The organism is Pseudomonas sp. 3-2, assembly GCF_019710535.1.
GTDB lineage: Bacteria > Pseudomonadota > Gammaproteobacteria > Pseudomonadales > Pseudomonadaceae > Aquipseudomonas > Aquipseudomonas pharyngis.
The window spans coordinates 4,630,880-4,647,417 of sequence record NZ_CP081200.1; the positions used below are offsets into that span (position 1 = coordinate 4,630,880).

13 protein-coding genes are annotated in these 16,538 nt (G+C 54.0%); all 13 read right to left on the minus strand.

All coding sequences use genetic code 11. The features are described 5' to 3' along the window. Positions 1–27: 27 nt before the first annotated feature. The 13 genes from K3819_RS20920 to rpsA all read right to left on the minus strand — a co-directional run bounded on the left by K3819_RS20920 (position 28) and on the right by rpsA (position 16,471). Positions 28–4,905, minus strand: coding sequence for a glycoside hydrolase family 99-like domain-containing protein (locus K3819_RS20920; protein WP_221397875.1), 4,878 nt, complete (start codon positions 4,903–4,905; stop codon positions 28–30). Positions 4,906–4,909: 4 nt separating this feature from the next. After that, entirely contained in the window at positions 4,910–6,277 is a 1,368-nt protein-coding gene (locus K3819_RS20925; protein ID WP_221397876.1) for an ABC transporter ATP-binding protein, read from the minus strand. Beyond that, positions 6,267–7,085 carry an ABC transporter permease gene (locus K3819_RS20930; RefSeq protein ID WP_085612176.1) on the minus strand — a complete coding sequence of 273 codons (819 nt, stop codon included), beginning with the start codon at positions 7,083–7,085 and terminating at the stop codon, positions 6,267–6,269. Before K3819_RS20930 ends, K3819_RS20925 begins: the two co-directional genes overlap by 11 nt. Positions 7,086–7,202: 117 nt before the next feature. Beyond that, on the minus strand, positions 7,203–8,210 hold the full coding sequence (locus K3819_RS20935; protein ID WP_085612175.1) for a glycosyltransferase family 2 protein: 1,008 nt from the start codon (positions 8,208–8,210) through the stop codon (positions 7,203–7,205). A 356-nt stretch (positions 8,211–8,566) separates the two neighbouring features. Then, positions 8,567–9,529, minus strand: coding sequence for an SDR family oxidoreductase (locus tag K3819_RS20940; RefSeq protein WP_221397877.1), 963 nt, complete (start codon positions 9,527–9,529; stop codon positions 8,567–8,569). Then, positions 9,526–10,449 carry a glycosyltransferase gene (locus K3819_RS20945; RefSeq protein ID WP_085612173.1) on the minus strand — a complete coding sequence of 308 codons (924 nt, stop codon included), beginning with the start codon at positions 10,447–10,449 and terminating at the stop codon, positions 9,526–9,528. Before K3819_RS20945 ends, K3819_RS20940 begins: the two co-directional genes overlap by 4 nt. A gap of 58 nt (positions 10,450–10,507) precedes the next feature. Then, positions 10,508–11,398, minus strand: a complete 891-nt coding sequence (gene rfbA / locus K3819_RS20950; RefSeq protein WP_085612172.1) for a glucose-1-phosphate thymidylyltransferase RfbA — start codon at positions 11,396–11,398, stop codon at positions 10,508–10,510. Further along, positions 11,395–12,288: a dTDP-4-dehydrorhamnose reductase gene (gene rfbD, locus K3819_RS20955; protein WP_221397878.1), complete on the minus strand. Its 894-nt coding sequence runs from the start codon at positions 12,286–12,288 to the stop codon at positions 11,395–11,397. Before rfbD ends, rfbA begins: the two co-directional genes overlap by 4 nt. After that, the gene (gene rfbB, locus K3819_RS20960; RefSeq protein ID WP_221397879.1) at positions 12,285–13,361 is read right to left on the minus strand and encodes a dTDP-glucose 4,6-dehydratase; all 1,077 of its coding nucleotides are present in this window, start codon (positions 13,359–13,361) and stop codon (positions 12,285–12,287) included. The genes rfbD and rfbB overlap by 4 nt, the downstream gene beginning before the upstream one ends. A gap of 231 nt (positions 13,362–13,592) precedes the next feature. Continuing rightward, positions 13,593–13,832, minus strand: a complete 240-nt coding sequence (locus K3819_RS20965; RefSeq protein ID WP_221397880.1) for a LapA family protein — start codon at positions 13,830–13,832, stop codon at positions 13,593–13,595. 27 nt (positions 13,833–13,859) lie between these two features. Beyond that, positions 13,860–14,156: an integration host factor subunit beta gene (gene ihfB / locus K3819_RS20970; protein ID WP_007950920.1), complete on the minus strand. Its 297-nt coding sequence runs from the start codon at positions 14,154–14,156 to the stop codon at positions 13,860–13,862. Between the two features lie 147 nt (positions 14,157–14,303). Continuing rightward, positions 14,304–14,582, minus strand: a complete 279-nt coding sequence (locus K3819_RS20975; RefSeq protein ID WP_085612169.1) for a hypothetical protein — start codon at positions 14,580–14,582, stop codon at positions 14,304–14,306. 203 nt (positions 14,583–14,785) lie between these two features. Next, positions 14,786–16,471: a 30S ribosomal protein S1 gene (gene rpsA / locus K3819_RS20980; protein WP_039770554.1), complete on the minus strand. Its 1,686-nt coding sequence runs from the start codon at positions 16,469–16,471 to the stop codon at positions 14,786–14,788. Positions 16,472–16,538 lie beyond the last annotated feature (67 nt).

A 16,538-nucleotide genomic window follows, 5' to 3' on the forward strand; every position in this document is an offset into this window, starting at 1 on the left:
CCGCCAGCAACTGGCGGGCCTTCTGCTCTAAGCGTGGGGCAACAGGCGATCACGCAGGGCCTTGATGCGAGCCTCGCAGATCCGGTAAGACTCACTAGCCAGCAAGTCAGCACGCTGTTGCTCATCGGTCAGCGCAAGCGTATGGGTATCGCAACCGATCCGGTGAATGTAATCACCGATAAAATCACAGGTACGCAGTGATGCCCAATCCGTCCCGTCGCGCGTGAACAACTGCAGGGTCAGATAATAGTCTTCCATGTACTTCATATCATCAAAGTACGTGACGGCTTCCAGATCGCACTTGTTCAGATCGAGGAGGAAACTGTGCAGCGGCGCGTGGTTATGTTCGACGAAATCACGGTAGTTATCGCCGTAATCGAAAATCTTTTCACGCTTGACGATGCAACCAGTCGCCGAATCCACCATGGTGGAGTAGACACGTGCAAAGGTTGCATTTTTGCCACTCGACTTGATCTGTTCCAGTTGTGAGCTGTAAGCCCACGGAAACAGCATGTCGTCATAATCAAGAAATGCTGCGTAACCACTACCGACTGCTTTAAGCGCGTCATTGAGCATCAACGAACGCAGGTCCGGCGTTTGCTCCGTCGAGAAGTAACGACGAATCACCGGAGCACAATGTTCACTCCACGGCAATTGAGCGAGTTGCGTTTCAAGTGTTGCAATTTCCTCGTCATCCATGTCCTGGATAGCCAGAACAGGCAACACCTGACTACCGGACTGAGCGATCAACGAAAGAAGTGCATTGATCAGCGATGCCCGGTCACCACGACGGTGGTAGCGCACAATTGTCGATACGGTATCGAGCGCAGAACCGTGGACACCGTCCTCCGGCAACAGTCGGAAACATGAGGCTTCGCAGCATATCTTGTAGCCGATCGCCGGAGCATTCGGGCGCAATTCCATGCAGGCAACTTGATCAGCCTCGATACTGAAGTTGGCAGTGCCTTCGCCCTGCACGAACGACGGATCGTTTCGCAAACTGGCCGACACGGAATAACCCTCGTGCCGCTTCGCCATTTTCAGCAACGACTCGACGGCCGTTGCAGGGAACAGGCAAATATCACTGAAGCGCAGCGTGAAGTCAGATTCGGCAGGCACATGACCGGAGATTTTCACACCTTGTCCCTGCAACGCCTGGTGAAGCTCTGCGTTTTCGACAGAAACCGAGCAAGCCTTGAACGCCCCTGAATTGGCAAGGCATGTCAGGAACTTGCGGCGCAACTCAGGTTCAGCCTCCAGGCGTGCCACGGCTTCAGGTGTCAGCACGACATTCAGCTTCAATTCTGCTGGCAGGACACAATTGGTGGTCGCCGAAAACGACTGGCCGGACAATGCACGTCCGATGGAGTTGAGGTAGCCGTAACCAAAGCGGGTATCGGGCTCAAGGTGCGCCCCCTCAGCCCATTCGTTCCAGGCGTTTACCACTACGTAGCGGCGATCTTCCGGCAGGTTCTGCTCGGAGTAATCCACCAGATACTCCATCCAGCTCTGGAATTTTTCCGTAGTGAAGTGGTTAAGCACGTACGCCCGGTTACCGTAACGAGCAGTGTTATCCCAGGTTGGAACCAGCGACCGGAACAGCGTGAAATCCTTGCCCAGATCCTGCCCCATGTAGTGATCGGCAACTTCGCTGTAGTTAATGACGTTACCTTCCAGAGGCCAGTAAGGGCGCAACTGGCTGCGAGTGTCCTGAACCGCGTCGGCAGTCCAGTCATGCAGTACCCGTTCGACGGCAGAGTCCATGCCATGGTCTTGCGGATTTGTCGCACCGCGCGTCAGCGTCGCCACCATGTATGGTGCCTTGAGGCCCTCGCGCTCGCACTCTTCGCGCCACACAGCCAAGTATTCGTCGATATGCTCGATCGAGGATGGACGATACACGTGCAACATCGGACGCCCATCTACTTTGATATAGCGCTCGTCCTTGAAGAACGGGATGAGATAGCGAATAAAACCACGGGCGTCTTCTTTCGAATAGACCTGTCCCAGCAGAATTTCCGCCTCATTACCATCCCAGCGGCGAGTCCAGTTCTCGTTCGCCCAACAGAAACAGAACGGCATATCGATCTGCTGATTATCCAGCAGCATCTGTGCCGGCTTCTCGAGGATCATTCTGCCGGTAAACCAGTAATGATAGAAAATCAGGCCGTGAACACCTGACTTCTTCATCATTTCAGCCTGCTGTTCCAACCTGGCCGGGCCGTCAAGATGGTAGTAACCGATGTCCTCGTGCGGGACATGTTGCTGATAATGACCATAGAACAACGGATTGGCCGAACGGACTTTGTACCACTCGGTAAATCCGGTGCCGTGCCATTCATCATTCTCGGGTGTCGGATGAAACTGCGGCAGGTAGTACGCCAGCACCTTGATGGTGTCGTGTGTGATGCTCGCAGAGTAATCAACCTGTGGCTCGTAATATTCCCGAGGCTCATGCGAAATCTGCGGAGCTTCCAACTGATAGTTACGTCCCTCACTGGTGGTCGTATTGACCAGTATCAGGCGTTCCAGCGAACGGCTCAGCAGATCGCCGGCAACGGCGTCTTCGCTGCTCGCGAAGTGCTCGAATTGCAATGGCAACTGCAGCAGGTCACTGATAGTGCCAACCCGTGCCCAGAACAGCCCGACTCGAGGGAATTGCGCACTAGGGAAAGTAGTCGCATCGATCTCGCGGTACTTTTCCAGAGCCGTGGCAATCACGTTTCCGGCATCAGTCCAGCCAGCCTGGTGGTAGATGGCAGACTCAGGTCGGGTGTCGACGGGATATACAACCTTCGCGTCCCCATCGAGCAATTGAAGAATCTGCCCGACATTGGCAGGGGAACCGCATAGTAGCTCCAGGCGCTCTTTCAACCCCGAACCATCATCGTTATCGGCGCTGCCGGCTTCGTCATGGAAGTGCGCTATTACGTCGTAAGCTTTCAATCGACTGCCGAACTGGACAATCAGCGCAGCAATCGCTCCAACCTGCCCAGGGACAACCTCAACGACCAACTTGCGCAACAGAGGCACTGCTGCACGCAACGCTCTGTCGTCAAACTTCGAGCTATCGCCGCTGCTGCGAGAAATGAACAGATCGAATTCGACCGGGACATTTTTGAGGTAGCTGAGCCAATGGCCCGACAATTGCTCACCGCTCAAATGAAGATGAACGGCAACCATTCCAGGCGCTGTTGTTGGTGCCTCTGGCAGGTAAGGATCCAGGTAGTAAGGCACCACTTTGAGTACTTCGTACTCAGTCAATGCGGCGTCGCCAAGCGGTTTTGAAACCTGATTCAACGCCAGTCGCTTCTGGCTGAGCTTGAGCTTGCGGACTGCAATAGCCAGTGCATGACGCAAACCGCCACGGCGAGCTTCGCGTACAAAACGGCTGAGCAGCTGCGGCTGTTGCGCAAGCAGATTCAACAGTTGTATGGCGACGCGATGGCGGCCGACCTTGCGGGATAGATGGTAGTTACGACCTTTGGTGTCGTGGATCGACCGGCCTTCGTAGTACCCGTGGCGCAAATAATGGATCAGCGGATTGATACGGCGTAACCGCACGTCCGGATAGTTGTCGAGATAGGACTTGGTGGAAAATCCTGCCGACGGGTCACGCCCCTCACGCCAGCCCTGCTCAAGATAGTGCTGCAACGGGTCGACACCCGCCGCCCGAACATCTTTGTAGGTACTGAGGTAGTAAGCGGCATCGAACAGCTCGCTCTGAGCCGGATGATCATCTCGATAGCGAAGACCGAACCGCTCTGCAATGCGCGAGACAAGGGATTTCAGCAAAAAGCGTCCAGAAGAATAACGACGCAGGTCAGCCTCAAGGCTCTCAATTGATAGCTCCGCGTCTGAAAGAGACGTCTTGAAAACACCATACTCAGTCTCGAGCCAACGACGGTGTCCGTCGAGGTTTGAGTAATCGGCCTTCAACGCTTCGTGTCGTTTATCAAGTTCGCCGTAGTCGGCGGCAAGCGTCGTGATGTTTTGTTCTTTCAGCCTCAGTTGCACATTCAGATCAGCGTTGTTTTCATCGAAACGACGCATGAGTCGATAGGCAGGCAAACGTTCGTTCATCGCCTCGCAAAGGCTGTTGACAGTGCTGACGACCGCCTGGTCATCTGCACGCTCATCACGCGAGAGTTCCAATAGCAGAAGGCTGAGGTTCAAGACATCGGCCGGTACTGCGGAATCCTTTTTGAGCTCGTCCAGCGTAAAGCTGTTGTGCTGCAGCGACCGCTGGAGAAAGTTGCTCTGATATTCCAGGAACTCGGAGCCCTGCGGGTCAAACGGCAACCCCAGCGACTCAGACATGCGTCGCAGCTGCTTCTCGGGTTCCTGAAGCATCAACTCGTAATTTACAAAAACGCGCGATGCTCCCTGGCTGTATTTCAAGCTGAACAGCATGTGCTCAAGCCAGAGAAAGTAGCCTTTCTCAACTTCAAACTCGTTCCGTTTGACCAATGAATGCGCAACGTTTATCGGATTACGGAAAGCAATGACATAGCTGACCTGCAGACCCAGTTCGGCAAAGATCTCCTGCCAAAATGGCAGCAGTCGGGACATCCGCGGGTCTTTTACACCAAAACACTTGATCTCATTGAGCTTATCGCGCAGATGCTCGATTGCTCGCGCCTTGTGGCTCTGCGCGACCGGCGAGTCCAGCTCTTCCCGGCGAATGGGAAGCAGACTGTCCCAGGCGTGCCCCAGATCCGCCAGCAACTCTTCGTTGTAAGCGGTAATCGTTGCGTCTTCAAAAAAGCCTTTTTCGTTATTGCCCGACTCGGCAGGCAACAGGTTATCGCCCAGATCGACACCAAGGACTTTCAAACCACGCGTAATGGCACTCGTACCGCTTCGGTGCATGCCCAGAACTACGACTATTTGTTTATGATCCATAAGATTAATTATGCTCAACACTTGAAATGGTAAAAGCTGGGATACATTTGAAATCTACTGTCCCGGTTGCTGTGATCGCAGTCTCCGGCAGAACGCGAAACAGGCAGGCATCGATTAAACGATGCAGATAGGTCTCCGCTTCCCCTACGACACCGACCACTCCTGAGTTGAGGAAATACGTTCCGGGGTTCAAATTGCACTCGAACTCGAATTCAACATCGACTTCAGCTTCAGCTGCCACGTAGGCGATGGCGTCCTGAGCGCTCGCCGCGCTCGCCGCGCCACCGATCTCGATACCGGCGAGCGTTTTTATCATCATGCCAAAGCGAACAGCCCCCGCCCCCGTCGAAAAAGCTACGCGATAGGTATAACGGTAGCTGTCACCGCGCTTGAGACAGTTAACCTGTTTGCCGGCCGCATTGAGGATGCGCGGCTCGCTGATCAGCACGCCGTGAGATTCGTAGGACATCACACTTTTGGAAACGATATGAGGATCGAAGTACTCCTCAAGTCCGTTGTCCTTCGCCTGTGACGCCTCGACTGCCACCTCGGTGCGCTTGGCCTCGCGCTGGAGTTCAAGGCGCTCGAGCACACCGGTCTTAATCGATTCGCGGATTTCCGCAACTTTGTCCGCAGGCGCGTACAGCAGCTTCTGGTACTGGCCGACAATGACCTTGGGCACACCTTCGGCGAGCTTCTCGCCCTTATCCAGCAGAATCGCCCGCGTACACAGTTCGATGACGGCACTCCCGGAATGCGACACAAACAGGATGGTCGCGCCACTCGCCTTGATCGCCTCGATCCGCGCGAAGCATTTACGCTGGAACAATTCATCGCCGACCGACAGCGCTTCATCAACAATCAGGATTTGCGGGTCAACATTGATCGCCACGGCAAAAGCCAGGCGCACCATCATGCCACTGGAGTAGGTCTTGACCGGCTGATCGATGAATTCGCCGATTTCCGCAAAGGCTTCGATCTCGGCAAAACGGGCTTCAGTCTCGTCTCGTGTCAGGCCAAGTACGGCAGCATTCATGTACACGTTTTCGCGACCACTGAATTCAGGGTTGAATCCGGAACCCAGCTCCAGCAAGGCTGCGACACGACCATGAGTCATGATGTCGCCGTGTGTCTGATTGAGCGTGCCGCAAATCATCTGCAAAAGTGTCGATTTACCGCTACCGTTTCGCCCGAGGATACCAACCGTTTCGCCTCGGTTGATGGTGAACGAAACATCCTGCAGGGCCCAGAATTCACGAAAATATTGCTTGCGTCCGCGTGCGAACATCTGCATCAGCCGATCTCTCGGCTTGTCGTAAATATGGAAACACTTACTCAGGTTGTTGACGGCAATGGCGGTATTAGAGGACATCGGCGAACCCTTTACGCGTTTTTTGGAACCACGCAAATCCTAGCCAAAAGACAAGAGCTGCAGCGATATAGTAGAAACCCAAGTGAATCAGACTCGGCAGTTCACCCCTGAAGAGCAGAGCCCGGGTATCTTCAATTGCCGGGGTCAGGGGGTTCAAAAAGAGCAGATGCCGGTATTCTTCAGGCAGCGCCGTGATCGGATAAAAAATCGGTGAAAGAAACATCAGGACGGAAGTGCAGACACCGATGATCTGACTGACATCTCGCAGGTACACGCCCATTGAGGCGAGAAACCAGACCAGGCCGACAACAAAAATGATCAGAGGAGCCAGAAATACCGGGAGCAACAGAATGGTGTACTGAAGCTTTCCGAAGAAAATCAGATAAGCAATCAGCCAGACACTGAGGCTGACGAGAAAGTGAAACATGGCCGCGCCCAGCGTAACCCATGGAAGTATTTCCAGCGGAAACACCACTTTCTTCACGTAGTTGACGTTGCCGATAATCAGACCCGGGGCTCTGTTTATGCACTCGGCAAACAGATTGAAAACGATCAGGCCCGCAAACAACATGAGCGCAAACTCGGTTTTCGAACTGCTATCGACGCTCCATCGGGCTTTGAACACGACGCTGAATACGAATGTGTAAATCACCAGCATCACAATCGGATTGAACAGTGACCACAGCATGCCCATGATCGACCCGCGGTAACGCCCAACGATCTCCCGCTGCACCAGCGCCCGGATGAGACCTTTGTTGCGCCAGATGCTATTGAGCATCTCCTTTGGCGAAGCAGAAAAGTTCAGCATTGTCTCAAAACCTCAATAAATCCGAGGGAGTTTAAATTCCTCAGCAAACTCTCTCGTCCTGCCATCACTTGAATTACCACAACACTCTTCCTGAAAAAGGCCAAGTCCGACTGCGTATCAGATTCCATTGAATACCGCCGCCAAAAGCAGCCCAAGGTTGCCCCATAAGGATTGCCGGTAGACGCCAGATCGCCGTAACCAGATGATCCGCGCCAATCCGCGAGAATTTCGCGCCCGCTGAAACAGATCCAGCCTCATCCGGCTTTCTTCATTCAACTGGAATCTGGTCGACTCCAGCGCCGCAATATTCTTTTGATTCCACCCACGGAAACGACCGCGGAACTGCATCCGTACTCTGTTCAATTGCGCCATCAGGCCCGATGTAGAGCCGATGAGGTTTGCTCCGTGCTGCCTGTAGAGAATGGTTGGACAAACGTCGTAAGTGACTCGCCCTCCAGCACCTGAGACGAGGAGATACGCCCACCAGTCATGCGAAACGATGTCCAGACTGGAGCCTGCCTGCAGGAACAGCATACGGGCAGCCTGATTGAAGACCATTGTGTTGCCCCCTCCCACGCTTTGCACTAGCGCATTGGCAAATCCGACGGGACGCTCAAACAGAGGAGACAAACCTATTGGTGCCCCTTCCTCATCGATCAATTCGGTCCTGCCACAGTAAAGAGCCGGCTCCTGTGGGGAGGTGCCCTGAAGCTCGCACAGAGCACGCTCCAGCTTGTTTTCTTGCCAGATATCATCCTGATCGGCCCAGGCATAGAAATCGGACTCGATGGATTGGTCACAGGTCAGCGAAAGGAAGTTGGCGGCGTATCCACGTCCCGGTCCCTGGCGAATCGACAGTTTGCCCTCTCCCCAGCGCTCGGCGTATTCGCGTAATAATTCCAGGGTAGAGTCGTCAGAACTATCATCTGACACCACGACAAACCAGTGGGGATAGCTTTGTCGCGCAATGGACTCCAGCTGCTGTGCCAAAAAACGCTCGCCATTGAAGGTGCACAACAGAACGGCGACGCGTCCGGAAGGACCACCTGGTTCCTGCTGAAGCCGGTCGACAATGCGGTGATCCGGACTGCTGTTTTGAACATCCGGGAAAAGAGGGGCTACCACCGAGCACTCCGTTGCTTAAAGGAGAAAATTTCACCTGTGCCGATTCGTTCAACACGAGCGAGCATTCGACGGGCAAGGAGCGCGCCCTCGGAACGGCTCATGCGCCACTTCCAGCTGCGCAAAATTTGCAATTATAACGACGAAACATTGCCATTTGATAGCCCAGTGACATTATCGCTTTGCAAACGCTGGAAGCAGGACCGTCAGCCCCGACAAGACATGGATAACGTGAATATTGCAGATGAGCGCCGCGGTGGCGGCGCGTAGGGTATCAAGCCACCATCGTTAGAAAAAGGGTGGCAGTTTGCCAATGCCGATGTAGCAGGCAAAGGCCATCAACGGTCACACGTCTCCACTCAAGTACGCTGCCGCGATTGATACTGGTACGCCGTTCGCTTCAACGCATCGTCGACGCCAATGACAGGCGACCATCCCAGCCTATCGATGGTTTTACTGATATCGACCTGCAATGACCCACACAATCGCTGCGCGAGATCAGCACGACCGATCAGCGATGCGCCCGTCTTCAATACCCAGGAAGGAATCGACAGCAAGCGAGGCTTTACACCCAGGGCACTCGCCATGCGTCTGAGCAATTGAGTGGTGGACAAGTCTTCTCCATCACTGACCAGAAAGGTGTTTCCCGCCGCCTCTGGATGACTGATGCAGACATTGAGCAAATCCACCAGATTCTCAAGCGCAACAAGGCTGCGATGGTTATGTATCGCCCCAAGCGGCAGCGGAGTACCTCGTTCAAGCCAGCGCATCATGCTCAGGAAATTGGCCCCGACACCGGGGCCGTAGACCAATGGCGGCCGGATGACGACGACCTCCATACCCGTTTCGACGCTGATTGCTCGCAAGGCGTCCTCTGCTTCGCTTTTTGATAGGCCGTAAGGATCGAGCGGCGCCGGTAGATCGTCCGCCTTGAAGACAACTCCCGGCAGGGTCATTTCACCGTTGACCTTGATCGAACTGACGAAAATGAATCTTTTAACGCCAGCTTCAGCTGCACTGCGTGCCAGACGAACAGTCCCTTCGACATTGATTTTGCGAAACCGCTCAAGAGCCCCCTCTGCCAAATCATTCATCACATGCACTCGCGCGGCACAATGAACAACCACGTCAATGCCAGCCAGAGGAGGCAGCAGGGCCCTGTCACCCATGTCAAATGCCACAACCCGGCACAGACCACTCAACCTGGTTTCGCCGCGCACAGCAGCAACAGGGCTGAATACCTTGTCGCGCAGCAGTCGAAACACGAGCGCCTCTCCGACAAACCCGGTCGCGCCGGTCACCAAAACTTGAGTACCGATCATTTAGCCTTGCTTCCAACCAGCGCTGTAGCCCAACAGATGCAAAAGAAAAACAGCTTGTCTCGTGCCCTGCGCCGACAGTCTCTGGCACTGAACGAGAGCTTTATCAGCTGCCGGCGCCCCAAAGGCAGCCAAGGCTCGACAAATGAATTCCGCTCAAGCCCCACCAGCCGAACGATCTGCCTGACCTGAGAAAACCACCACCCGTCATGAATGGTCTTGTAACGCATGATCAGAGAACCGATGCCGGCGTTTGCGCCTACCTGATTACTTTCATGCTGGCGATAATCCATGGAGGGACGCGCGTCGATGAACCAGAGAAATCCACGGCTACGTGCGAAAGAGTAAAAATACCAATCGTGGAGACTGACATTCTGCAAGTCGCTCCAGCTGCCCAGCATGGCGGCCTTGAGTGAATGCATCAGCTCACGAGTGAAGACGTATGTACATCCCGGCCCAGCGGCCTCGAACAGGAAATCCCAGGAGGTTTGGGGCTGAGCCTTGTCCAGCAGTTGTGTGCGGCCATCCGGCCAGAACGCGACAACATTGCTGGAGTAGGCATCCACGCCTCGCGCCTGAATTTCGCCGATCGCCCTCTCGAGCTTGTCCCGATACCAGACATCATCCTGATCGGAGAACGCGATGTAGTCGTATTCTTCGAGGGATACATCACGGATCAATCTGAAAAAGTTGCGTGCGGCACCACCGAACGCACCGACGCCAGGGAGCACATGAACACTCTGGCACCTGGCCGCATAGGCTAGGCACCAGGCCTCGGTACCATCAGTCGAGGGATCAACACTGATATAGACGCTCAGGTCTACACCGGACTGTCGAAGAATCGAATCGAGTTGCTCTTCGATCCACTGCATTCCATTGAAGGCCGCCAGCAAAACCGCAACCTTGGGATGTTTTACTGGCATAGCCTTCCTGCTTGCACCGATTTTAACTTTCTCACCCGAAAACGCTTTGTTATTCGAATCAGTGAGAAGGCGAGTCCAGCAACTTCTGCAGGTATTGACCGTAGCCCGTCTTCTTCAATGCATCAGCTTGCTCAGCCAACTGATCGGCGGTGATCCAGCCATGGTGGTACGCAATTTCTTCCAGGCAGGCCACTTTCAAACCCTGACGCTGCTCAATGGTATGAACGAAGTGACTGGCTTCAAGCAAAGAGTCGTGAGTACCTGTGTCCAGCCAGGCAAAGCCGCGACCGAGCATCTCGACATTCAGGGATTTTTGCTCCAGGTAGGCGCGGTTCACATCAGTGATTTCCAGCTCTCCCCGCTCGGAAGGCTTGATGTTCTTCGCGATCTCCACGACTTGATTGTCATAGAAATAAAGACCTGTAACCGCATAGCTGGATTTTGGCTTCAGTGGCTTCTCTTCAATACTCAACGCGCGACCGGACGCATCAAATTCCACAACACCAAAACGCTCGGGATCAGAGACGTGATAACCAAATACAGTCGCGCCGTGCTGTTGAGAGCTGGCCGAACGCAAGTTGTCAGAGAAGTGCTGACCATAAAAGATGTTATCGCCCAGGATCAGACAGCAAGGATCCTTTCCGATGAATTCTTCACCAATGATGAAGGCCTGCGCCAGACCGTCCGGACTTGGCTGCTCGGCATAAGTCAGCTTGATTCCGTAACGACTCCCATCGCCCAATAGTTTACGGAAACAAGGCAAATCTTCCGGGGTTGAAATAATCAGAATTTCACGCATCCCGGCAAGCATCAGCACTGACAGCGGATAAAAGATCATCGGCTTGTCGTAGATCGGCAGCATCTGCTTGGAAACACCAAGGGTCAACGGGTGCAGGCGCGTACCCGAACCACCGGCGAGAATGATGCCTTTACGATTTGTCGTGGTCATTTATTAAGAACTTCCCTAAGCATTCGGGTTACACCACTTTGCCAATCCGGCAAGTGTAGAGAAAAATTATCGCGCAGCTTCTGAGTATTCAAACGTGAATTCAGAGGCCGACGAGCGGGTGTCGGATATGCAGTCGTATCGATCGGATTGATCGCAGTAACTGCAAGCTGCTCGCCATTGTCCCGAGCGAACGCGATGACATGGCTTGCATAGCCGTACCACGATACTTCGCCGCTCGCTGCGAGGTGATACACACCCGCCAGCTCCGGCTGCTGAAGCACCTTGTGAATCGCGATTGCCGTGACATCGGCGATCAGGTCAGCCCCTGTAGGAGCCCCTATCTGATCGGCAATCACACTGAGTGTTTCGCGATCTTTTGCCAGTCGAAGCATGGTCTTGGCGAAGTTATTGCCGCGAGCACCATAGACCCAACTGGTTCGAAAGATCAGATGCTTGCAGCCCGACGCAGCGATTGCCTGCTCACCGGCGAGCTTGCTTGCACCGTAATGATTGACCGGTGCGACCGCATCGGTCTCCTGCCATGACGCAGAACCCTCACCACTGAACACGTAATCGGTTGAGTAATGAATCAGCCAGGCATCCAGCAAAGCCGCCTCTTCAGCCATGACTTGACTGGCATCGCCGTTGACGCGATCGGCCAACTCGACTTCGGATTCGGCCTTGTCGACTGCGGTGTATGCAGCCGCGTTGACAATGACATGGGGCTTGAGCTGGCGGATTGTCGCACGCAACGCGTCCAGATCCGACAAATCGCCGCACAAACCATCAACAGCATGACGATCCAGCGCTACCAACTCACCAAGCGGGGCAAGGGAGCGCTGCAGCTCCCACCCAACCTGACCATTTTTTCCAAGCAGGAGGATTTTCATACTTTGTTCGAACGATCAGCGTAATTCTGGTCGATCCACTGCTGGTAGCTTCCGCTTTTGACGTGAGCGACCCATTCATTATTGTTCAGATACCACTCGACGGTCTTGCGAATGCCGGTTTCAAAAGTTTCTTCCGGTGTCCAGCCCAGTTCACGCTGGATTTTACTGGCATCGATGGCATAGCGCTGATCATGACCTGGACGATCCTGAACGTAAGTGATCAAGTTCGCATGCGGACGATGCGCAGAGTCGGGACGTAATTCGTCGAGAAGAGCACAGAGAGTGTTCACAACTTCAATATTCTGCTTCTCGTTGTGACCGCCAATGTTATACGTCTCGCCAATGACGCCTTCGGTCACGACCTTGTAAAGCGCACGCGCGTGATCTTCGACATAAAGCCAGTCACGTACCTGGTTTCCTTTGCCATAGACCGGCAACGGCTTGCCTTCCAGCGCATTGAGAATGATCAACGGGATCAACTTTTCAGGGAAGTGGCAAGGACCGTAGTTGTTCGAGCAGTTGGTCACAAGCGTCGGCAAACCATAAGTACGAGCCCAGGCACGGACCAGATGGTCGGAGCTGGCCTTGCTTGCCGAATACGGCGAACTTGGCTGATAGGGAGTCGTTTCAGTGAAGAGATCTTCCGGACCTTCGAGGTCGCCGTAAACTTCGTCCGTCGAGATATGGTGAAAGCGGAAAGCGGCCTTGCGCGCATCATCCAGCGCAGTCCAATAATGGCGTGCCGCTTCCAACAGCGTGTAAGTACCAATGATATTGGTCTGAATGAACTCGGAAGGACCCGAGATGGAGCGATCGACGTGAGACTCTGCGGCCAGATGCATGATCGCATCCGGTTGATGCTCACGCAGGACACGGTCGATCTGCTCACGATCGCAGATATCGACGCGCTCGAACGTGTAACGCGAGTTTCCGCTGACTTCGGCCAACGACTCAAGGTTACCGGCATACGTCAGCTTGTCGACGTTTACCACTGCGTCGGTAGTGTTGGAAATGATATGACGGATAACAGCTGAGCCGATAAACCCGGCGCCGCCGGTTACTAGAATTTTCACGCGAAACCATACCCTTGAGTTGCTGACAGGGCCGCCAACCGAGCGCTGTCTAATCCATAAAAGCAAAAGCCATCAATCCAGCCGGGGCTTCTGACCAGAGTCAGTCTGTACCGACGTGGGAATATGCCACTATCGGACGAGCGCAGCATTTTACAGCTTAATGAACGTTTTACTAATGGATATAGACAAGCTGTGGCTAAAGTTTGGTTCGCCTTTCCTTCCATGTCGCAATCAGACAAGGCGCTTGCGTGAAGCCCTGGACGAACGTCCCAGAAACCAGCCAAAAACAGGCCCGATCAGCATACCCGCCAGCAATGCACCAACCGTGATCACTGATACCGGAAGTTGCGGCCCCGCCCAGCCAAGAAACAACAGGGAAACCGATTGCTGATTTTCGAGAACGAACGCAAGGATCGCCAATACAAGCAATAGAATTAAAACGGAAAACAAAATGCGCTTGAGATTACTCATGAGCAACTCCTTGCGTAACGGTGACCGTCAAGCCCCCTCCTCCTCTTCTTCATTCACGCGATCGCGCAGCTCTTTGCCTGGCTTGAAATGCGGAACGAATTTACCGTCCAGACTGACGGACTGACCGGTCTTTGGATTACGACCGACGCGCGGCGCACGATAGTGCAAGGAAAAGCTGCCAAAACCACGGATCTCGATACGATCTCCAGTAGCCAGGCATTGGGACATTTGCTCAAGCATGGTCTTGATGGCCAACTCCACATCTTTGGATGAGAGCAGCCCTTGATGGGTGACAATTCGTTCGATCAACTCCGACTTCGTCATATTTTTCCCTTCTTTTTCAAGCAGCTAGGTCAGCGCTTGAAAGGTTTTAGCACGCCCGGAAGATTTTGAACAGCCCAGGACTTGACATATCTTTCAACTCGCTACAACGCCCGGTTACAGGGCATCGAATTGCAGCCTGAGCGACACTCACCGACAAATCACCAACATGGTGCGAGTGACGTAGCCGGCAGGATTGAAGCCGAAGGGAAACCCATCTTCATCCCGAGCATCATCAGAACGCGTGATCACCTTGTAACCTGCCCCCTTGCATTCCTTGGCAGCGCGTTTCTGACACCTTTCCCAGCCTGAACCCAAGCCGGAGCAGTCAACCTCGATGCCACTCACTCCACGCACCGCATGGGTCTTGGCGCTGGTAGTACAGCCTGCCAACACCAGCAAACCCAACAGAACTATAAGCTTGTTCATTCACTTCCTTATGCCAGGCGCCTGCCCGACTACTGCGATCTTCAGCCTAAGCCTAGACGCGAATAGACGATTGATCCGATTAAAGAAACAGACCTCCCGGCGAAGGGAATGGTTTCACCGATTGACCGGAAAGCAGTCCCCCACTAAATCGCAGGCACAAAAAAGGGCGACCGAAGTCGCCCTTTTTGATGATCAGACAGAACTCAGTTCTGTTTGGCCATTGCTTGACGCAGCAGTGCCGCCATAGTGGTGTCAGCTGCTTCGCCTTCCGGAGCTGCTTTCAGGCTCTGGATGGCTTCTTTCTCTTCAGCATCGTCTTTCGATTTGATCGACAGCTGGATTACGCGGCTCTTACGATCAACGCTGATGATCTTGGCTTCTACTTGCTGGCCTTCTTTCAGAACGTTGCGCGCGTCTTCAACGCGGTCACGGCTGATTTCGGAGGCTTTCAGAGTCGCTTCGATATCGTCGGCCAGAACGATGATGGCGCCTTTGGCGTCAACTTCTTTCACGGTGCCAGTCACGATTGCGCCTTTGTCGTTAACCGAGACGTACTCGGAGAACGGATCGCTTTCCAGTTGTTTGATACCCAGGGAGATACGCTCACGCTCCGGGTCAACCGACAGGATAACGGTGTCCAGCTCGTCGCCCTTCTTGAAACGACGTACGGCTTCTTCGCCCACTTCGTTCCAGGAGATGTCGGACAGGTGAACCAGACCGTCGATGCCGCCGTCCAGACCAATGAAGATACCGAAATCGGTGATCGACTTGATGGTTCCGGAGATTTTGTCGCCCTTGTTGAACTGGCCAGAGAAGTCTTCCCATGGGTTCGACTTGCACTGCTTGATGCCCAGGGAGATACGACGACGCTCTTCGTCGATGTCCAGAACCATGACTTCCACTTCGTCGCCGACTTGTACGACTTTCGAAGGGTGGATGTTCTTGTTGGTCCAGTCCATTTCCGAAACGTGTACCAGACCTTCAACGCCTTCTTCCAGCTCAGCGAAGCAGCCGTAGTCGGTCAGGTTGGTTACACGAGCGGTAACGCGAGTGCCTTCTGGGTAACGGGCTTTGATAGCAACCCATGGATCTTCGCCCAGTTGTTTCAGGCCCAGGGAAACACGGTTGCGTTCGCGATCGTATTTCAGAACCTTGACGTCGATTTCGTCACCAACGTTGACGATCTCGGAAGGATGCTTGATGCGCTTCCAGGCCATGTCGGTGATGTGCAGCAGGCCGTCCACGCCACCCAGATCGACGAATGCGCCGTAATCGGTGAGGTTTTTGACGATACCTTTGACTTGCTGGCCTTCCTGCAGGGATTCCAGCAGAGCTTCACGCTCGGCGGAGTTCTCGGCTTCCAGGACGCTGCGACGGGAAACGACAACGTTGTTGCGCTTCTGGTCCAGCTTGATGACCTTGAATTCCAGCTCTTTGCCTTCCAGGTGCGTGGTGTCGCGCACTGGACGGACGTCAACCAGGGAACCTGGCAGGAACGCACGGATGCCGTTAACGTCGACAGTGAAGCCGCCTTTAACCTTACCGTTGATAACGCCCTTGACCACTTCCTCAGCTGCGAAGGCTGCTTCCAGAACGATCCAGCATTCAGCGCGCTTGGCTTTTTCACGGGACAGCTTGGTTTCACCGAAACCGTCTTCAACCGAGTCCAGCGCAACGTGAACTTCGTCACCGACGTTGATGTTCAGTTCGCCAGCGTCGTTGTAGAACTGCTCCAGCGGGATCAGTGCTTCGGACTTCAAGCCAGCGTGAACGGTTACCCAGCGAGCCTGGTAATCGATATCAACGATAACACCGGTGATGATGGAGCCTGCCTGAAGGTTCAGGGTCTTTAGGCTTTCTTCAAAGAGTTCCGCAAAGCTTTCGCTCATTTTAATTCCTGTTGATTAGGGCGAAAAATACGCCCATCTCCACATCCCAGACAATGTGGGTTAGTTT